This is a genomic window from Sulfuricurvum sp., from assembly GCF_049305995.1.
GTDB lineage: Bacteria > Campylobacterota > Campylobacteria > Campylobacterales > Sulfurimonadaceae > Sulfuricurvum.
On the sequence record NZ_JBAQPS010000352.1, the window covers coordinates 1 to 3,684 of the forward strand.

Annotated in this window: 3 protein-coding genes; all 3 read left to right on the forward strand. The window is 44.6% G+C overall.

Going from position 1 to position 3,684, the window contains the following annotated elements; all coding sequences use genetic code 11:
* Positions 1-593, forward strand: a 593-nt coding sequence (locus WA010_RS11840; RefSeq protein WP_422557321.1) for a sulfite exporter TauE/SafE family protein, incomplete at its 5' end; no start/stop codon positions are given.
* 3 nt (positions 594-596) lie between these two features.
* Positions 597-3,413, forward strand: coding sequence for an excinuclease ABC subunit UvrA (gene uvrA / locus WA010_RS11845; protein WP_422557322.1), 2,817 nt, complete (start codon positions 597-599; stop codon positions 3,411-3,413).
* 31 nt (positions 3,414-3,444) lie between these two features.
* Positions 3,445-3,684 (forward strand): HDOD domain-containing protein (locus WA010_RS11850; protein ID WP_422557323.1); only part of this gene is annotated, 240 nt, incomplete at its 3' end.

Consider the following 3,684-nt stretch of genomic DNA (forward strand, 5'->3'; position numbering starts at 1 on the left):
TGGTAGCAGGCTCGCTTATGGCGGCTTGGATTCACCATAAAAAGCAAACCTATGTCGTAAACGATATAAAATATTTCGGATACGGCGGTATACTCGGAGCAATAATTGGCGCATTGTTGGTTAAAGTACTGGATGCGACAATTTTGGAATGGCTTTTTTTAAGTATCGTCGCCTTTACGCTGGGACGTTTGGCATTTTCTAACCCTGTTCCGACACGTCCGGAAGTACTCAATCGACCTCTTTATACCGCTATAGGTAGTGGTATTGGTGTGTTTTCGGGAATGTTAGGGGTAGGGGGATCGATCCTCATGACTCCGATATTGGTCAGTTTTATGGGGTTTCCTCTAAAAAAAGCTTCGGCGGTAGGGCTTTTCTTTGTACTATTTACCTCGGTTTCAGCTTTTGGAACGTTACTATGGCTGGGAATGATTAACCTCCATGCGGGGCTGATTATGGCGCTGAGTTCATTGGTGGGGATTATAATGGGGATTTGGCTTTTGAATCTGGTTAAAATAAGTCAATACAAGCAGATATTGGTCATTTTTTATATTTTTATTTTTGCCATTACGGCATACAAACTGATCGCGGGGTAACACATGGACAAAATCAAAATTATCGGGGCACGAGAGCACAATCTCAAAAATATTTCACTCGAAATCCCAAAAAACAAACTCGTAGTATGTACCGGGATCAGTGGGAGCGGGAAATCGACATTGGCGTTTGATACCCTCTATGCCGAGGGACAACGCCGCTACATTGAATCGCTATCTTCGTATGCACGGCAGTTTTTGGATCGTGTTGGAAAACCCGATGTGGACAAAATCGAAGGGCTTACCCCTGCTATCGCGATCGATCAAAAAACCACTTCTAAAAATCCCCGCTCAACGGTCGGTACGATCACTGAAATTTATGACTATCTTCGTCTCTTGTATGCCCGTATCGGAATTCAGCACTGTCATCTCTGCGGTAAGAAAATCTCTAAAATGTCGGCTCAGGACATCATCGATCAGGTTTTAAAACTCCCCGAGGGGGCAAAAATTGTTATTTTGGCTCCGCTCGTGCGCGAGAAAAAAGGCTCATTCGCCGACATTCTCGAATCGCTCCGTCATAAAGGGTATGTGAGAGCGATGGTGGATGGGGTTATGGTACGTTTGGATGAAGAGATAGAGCTCTCCAAAACCAAAAAGCACACTCTCAAAGTGGTTATCGACCGTCTCATCATAAAAGATGACAACCATGACCGTGTGGCGCAAGACGTCGAAAAAGCTCTCAAAGAATCCTACGGTGAAGTAGAAATCGAAATCCAAAATCACGATGAAGTGGGAATAGCAGAGAAACTAATCCACTACAGCGAGCACAGTGCTTGTTTTGATTGTAAAGTGAGCTTTGATCCATTAGAACCTCTCTCATTTTCATTTAACTCTCCTAAGGGAGCGTGTAGTGAGTGCGATGGTTTGGGGATTCGCTACGCTCTCGATTATGACAAAATCATCGACTCTGAACTCCCGATAGAGAAAGGGGCGATTAAAATTGTTTATGGCTTTAACAAGGGGTACTATTTTACCTTTTTGAAAGCGTTTTGTGCCGCAGAGGGGATCAATATCACAGCCCCTTTCTATACTCTCGAAGAGTATCAGAAAAAAGCGATCCTCCATGGCAGTGTCGATGAAGTGGAATTCAAATGGCAAGATCACCCGATACGTCGTGTTTGGCCAGGGATTGTCCGCATCGCGTATGATATTTTCAAAGATGAAAAAGATCTCGCCGACTATATGTCTGAAAAGCCGTGTAATATTTGTAACTCTCATCGACTGAAACGTGAATCGCTAGCCGTTCGTGTTGCGGACAAAGGGATCGGAGAGGTGATCTCAATGCCGCTTAAAGATTCGTATGCGTGGTTTGCCGATCCTCAAACCTTTGAGGGGTTAAGTGAGCAAAGTGCGATGATTGCCGCGTCGATTTTGAATGAGATTCGTGAGCGTCTTTTCTTCCTCTTTGATGTAGGGTTAGGATACCTCTCACTCAGTCGTGATGCACGAACTATCAGTGGTGGTGAAGCACAGCGTATCCGTATCGCGTCGCAGATCGGAAGCGGTTTGACGGGGGTGATGTATGTCCTCGATGAACCGAGTATCGGACTGCATGAGCGTGATACCCTCAAACTGATCCGCACACTAAGATCGTTGCAGGAAAAAGGGAATACCGTTATCGTCGTTGAACACGATAAAGAGACGATTGAGAATGCTGACTATATCGTCGATATCGGTCCGGGTGCGGGAAAATTCGGCGGAAATGTCGTATTTGCCGGAACCCTCGAAGAGATGAAAAAATCCGACACCCTGACCGCACAGTATCTATCCGGTCGTAAAAAAATCGAGTATTTTTACCGTCGTGAACAAAAAGAGTGGATGTCGATTAACAATGTTACTCTCAATAATATTACCGATTTAAGTGTCAAAATCCCCCTTCACAATTTTGTATGTGTGACGGGAGTGAGCGGAAGCGGAAAAAGTTCGCTTATTTTGCAAACACTCCTACCCGTAACGAGAGAAATTCTCAATCATGCCCGTAAAATCAACCGTGTGGCAGGGGTCGAAGTCGAAGGGTTAGAGAAGCTTGATAAAGTGATCTACCTCGACCAAAGCCCTATCGGACGGACACCGCGTTCCAACCCTGCCACCTATACGGGGGTGATGGATGAGATTCGTAACCTGTTTGCTAAAACCAAAGAGGCTCAGATTCGTGGTTATACCGCCTCACGCTTTAGTTTCAACGTCAAAGGTGGACGATGTGAGAAGTGTCAGGGGGAAGGGGAGATCAAGATTGAAATGCACTTTTTGCCCGATATTATGGTCAAATGTGACGCGTGTCATGGGAGCCGTTATAACCTCCAAACCCTCCAAGTAGAGTACAAAGGGAAAACGATCTCCGATGTCCTCAATATGTCCGTCGGTGAGGCGTTGGAATTTTTTGCTCCGATCCCGAAAATCAAAGTCATTTTACAAACCCTTAGCGATGTCGGGTTAGACTACATTACGTTGGGTCAAAATGCAGTCACTCTCTCCGGGGGTGAAGCACAACGGATTAAACTCGCCAAAGAACTCAGTCGTCGCGATACGGGAAATACCCTTTATATTCTCGATGAGCCGACAACAGGATTGCATTTTGATGATGTTAATCGCCTCACCAAAGTACTCCATAATTTCGTTGAGCTGGGAAATTCGGTACTCGTCATTGAGCATAATCTCGATATGATTAAAAATGCCGACTATATTATCGATATGGGACCAGAGGGTGGAAGCGGCGGCGGATTGCTCGTTGCTGAGGGTGATCCTGAATCAGTTGCACGTGATTGGGAAAAAACAGGAAGTTTTACCGGAAAATATTTAGCTCTTGAACTAAGTAGGGTATAATAACTCCAATTGCTTATGTATAGGATTATGAATGAAGCGTTCAATTGTTAATAGTATTAAATCTTTACCTCCATTGCCGAAAACTGTTATTGAGATGCAACGTATTTGCAATAACCCTGATTCTTCAATTCACGATTTAGTCAAAACGGTCGAGGGAGACCCGATGATTGTCGCTAATTTATTGAAAGCAGCTAATTCCCCGCTTTATAGCTTTCGTCGGGATATCAATAATGTTGCGCAGGCAGTTGGATTATTTGGAATGAGTATGACC